General features: G+C 64.8%; 3 protein-coding genes and 2 pseudogenes. 3 read left to right on the top strand and 2 right to left on the bottom strand.

What is annotated here, in order from left to right:
- Nucleotides 1-623 (bottom strand): MFS transporter (locus VIR09_RS23220; RefSeq protein ID WP_332014985.1); only part of this gene is annotated, 623 nt, incomplete at its 3' end.
- 15 nt (nt 624-638) lie between these two features.
- Here VIR09_RS23220 and VIR09_RS23215 point away from each other — a divergent pair.
- A pseudogene (locus VIR09_RS23215) lies at nt 639-1,329 on the top strand (TetR/AcrR family transcriptional regulator).
- Between the two features lie 32 nt (nt 1,330-1,361).
- Here the strand turns inward: VIR09_RS23215 and VIR09_RS23210 are convergent.
- A complete protein-coding gene (locus VIR09_RS23210; protein ID WP_332014986.1) occupies nt 1,362-2,270 on the bottom strand; it encodes a LysR substrate-binding domain-containing protein in 909 nt (302 codons plus the stop codon).
- 140 nt (nt 2,271-2,410) lie between these two features.
- Between VIR09_RS23210 and VIR09_RS23205 the strand changes: the two genes are divergently transcribed.
- Together VIR09_RS23205 and VIR09_RS23200 are read left to right on the top strand one after the other, a co-directional pair.
- On the top strand, nt 2,411-2,806 hold the full coding sequence (locus tag VIR09_RS23205; RefSeq protein ID WP_332014984.1) for a RidA family protein: 396 nt from the start codon (nt 2,411-2,413) through the stop codon (nt 2,804-2,806).
- Between the two features lies 1 nt (nt 2,807).
- Nucleotides 2,808-3,031 (top strand): annotated as a pseudogene (locus VIR09_RS23200) (NADH:flavin oxidoreductase); the annotation flags it as partial.

The following is a 3,031-nucleotide window of genomic DNA, read 5'->3' as shown; positions in this document are numbered from 1 at the left end:
AGGTCCACCCGCGTCGGCACCGGCGCCCGCCATTCGGGAAGCGCCCGCCGTCCCGCCGCCAACGCGGCAATGCCTATGGGAACGTTGATGAGAAACACCAGCCGCCATCCCAAGTCCAGCGGATTCAGCGTGATGAGAATTCCGCCCAGCAACTGCGAGATGCTTGCCGCCACGCCCTGCACCGCGCCCATGATGCCGAACGCGCGCCTGCGCGCCTCTCCCTCGAACACCACCCTGATCGAAGCGAGCACCTGCGGCATCAATACGCCCGCCCCCACACCCTGCAGGGCGCGCGCCAGGATGAGCTGCCATGGCGTGAGCGCCAGTCCGCACAGGGCCGAAGCCAGGGTGAACAGCCCCATGCCGGCAAGGAACAAGCGCCGCCGCCCGAAAAGATCGCCCAGGCGCGCGCCATTTATCAGGCACAAACCGTAGGCCAATGCATACGCCACCACGATCAACTGCAAATCGGTATCGCTGGCCAACAAGCCGCTCTGGATGCTGGGCAATGCGACATTGACGATGAACAGATCCAGGATCGTCACGAAGTTGCCCGTCAACAGCACCGCGAGGGTGCGGCCAGGGCGGTTCTGTTCAGCTTGCAGCGCAAATTCCGGGCTCATTTTTCACGTTTATATATATACGATCGTATTTATAGTATCGTGAAAGAATCAAATTCATGCAAGTAGAGAACAGGCTCCAATGAATCCGTTGCCTCCCTCCCCCGCGCCCGATGGCCGCCGGCTGCGCGGCGAGCGCGCGCGTGCCCGCGTGCTGGACGAAGCCGTGAAACTCCTCTCCGTCGAAGGACTGGGCGGCCTGACTTTCGGCCAAGTGGCCGAACGGGCTGAAGTGGGAAAAAGCAATCTCCAGGTTTTGTTCGGCGACAAGGAAAACCTGCAGTTGGCAGCCTTGGCCCATGCCATTGGCCTGTACCAGACCCAGGTCATTGAACCGGCCATGCGCAAGCGCACGCCGCTGGCGCGGCTGCGCGCCCTGATGAGCGGCTGGTTCGACTTCGTGGAGACCCGCCAGCTTCCGGGCGGCTGCGTCATCACTGCGGTAAGCAGCGAGTATCGTGCGCGCCCCGGCCCCTTGCGCGACGCAATCCAGCAATACCGCGAGGCCGGCCGCGCACGCCTTTACGAATTGATCCGCGAAGCTAAGGCGCAAGAGCAAATTGCGGCCGATGCCGACGAGGCGAAGCTGGTCATGGAGCTGCTCGCCTACCAGGCATTTGCCAACGTCGCCGCGTTGATGGACGACAAGGCGGACTTCGGCCGCGCCAAGGCAGCCGTAGCGGAAACGCTTGCAAAAGCGGCTCCCTGACAGCTGCGACCCAGGCTCCTCAACAAGTCCGCCTACGCTTTCCGCTCGCCCGGCTCTTGCATCGCCGCCTGCGCGCTCAACCAGTGCGCAACGGCCTGGACCGGCGCCGAGGGCGGCCGGCCGGCATGCATGGCCAGGTGGTAGGTGTGCCCGGCTATCGCCGGGCCGAAGGGCTGCACGAGATGCCCGGCTGCCAGTTCTTCCGCGATCAATGCCAGGCTGACCAGCGCCACCCCATGGCCGGCGACGGCCGCCTGTATGGCATGGCCCTCATCGGAAAAGCGCAATTCGCTCGCCTGCCGGGGCAGCGAACGCTGCGCGACGTCGAACCAGCGCTCCCAGGTCGGATTGTCCGGATGAGACCACTTCCAGTTGAAACGAATCAACGGCACGCGGGCCAGATCGTCCGGTGACGAGACGCCCAGGCGCGGATTCGCCACGGGCGCGAAACGGTCGGTGAACAGCGGCTGGGCAACAAGGCCCGGATACGGCCCGCGGCCATAGCGGATCGCGATGTCCACCGCAGCCGATCGCAGGTCCACCACGTCGTCGCTGGCCTGCAACTGCAGATCGATGCCGGGATGCTGGCTGCGGAAATCGGCCATGCGCGGCACCAGCCATTTCACCGTGAACGCGTTGGTCGCGGAGATGGTCACCTGCATCCGCGCGCGCTGCTGGGTCAGGCGCGCCAGCGCCGCCTCGAAGGCATCGAAGCCGTCGCGCAGCACGGGATAGAGCTGCGCGCCCGCCTCGGTCAGCGACACCCTGCGCACATGGCGGTCGAACAGCGCCAGCCCGGTCTGCGCCTCCAGCGCGCGGATCTGGTGACTGACAGCGGTCGGCGTGACGGCCAGTTCCTGGGCGGCGGCCTTGAAACTGCCCAGGCGCGCGGCGGCTTCGAACACACGGAGTCCGGAAAGGGGAAGAGATCGGCGTTGCATGTTCATAGATGAGATTTACTCACCTTATAGCTGACAAATGAACCTTTGTCACCAAAGGCCAGCATCCCTACATTGGAGGCATGGATCGGCGGGCTTCACGCTGATTCACTCGACCAACCATAAGTGAAGGAAATCGCACCATGCTACAGCGCGTCATTACCCAGCCCGACAACTACGAACCCTTCCTGCTGTCGCAGGGCATCCAGTTCGGCAATCTGCTGTTCATCTCCGGCCAGGCAGGCGCCGGCGATGACGGCAAGATCGTCGAGGGCGGCTTTCTGGCCCAGGGCGAACAAGCCTTCCAGAATTTGCGCCGCGCGTTGGAAGCCGGCGGTTCCAGCCTGAAGGACGTCATCAAGGTCACCATCTTCGTCACCGACATGGGGCATTTCCAGGACGTGGTCACGCTGCGCCGCCGCTTCTTCTCGGCCCCCTACCCGGCCGACACGATCGCCGAAATCAAGGCGCTCTACGACCCCGCGGCCATGATCGAGATCGAGGCCATCGCAGCCGTGCGCCCCCAGGAGGCCCGCTGACATGAACACGCTAGCCTATCGTCCGGCCGGCGATGCGCAGGCCGCGCACGCCGGATTGTTCACGCCGCTGCGGCTGGAGCGGGGACTGAGCCTGTCCAACCGTCTCGCCGTCGCGCCCATGACCCGGGTCAGCGCGACAGAAGATGGCCGCGCCACGCCGCAAATGGCCGACTACTACGCAGCCTACGCCGCCGGCGGCTTCGGGCTGGTGATCACCGAAGGCAT

Source organism: Achromobacter sp. (assembly GCF_036567245.1).
Taxonomy (GTDB): Bacteria; Pseudomonadota; Gammaproteobacteria; order Burkholderiales; family Burkholderiaceae_B; genus Achromobacter.
This window is presented reverse-complemented; position numbering and strand designations above follow the sequence as displayed.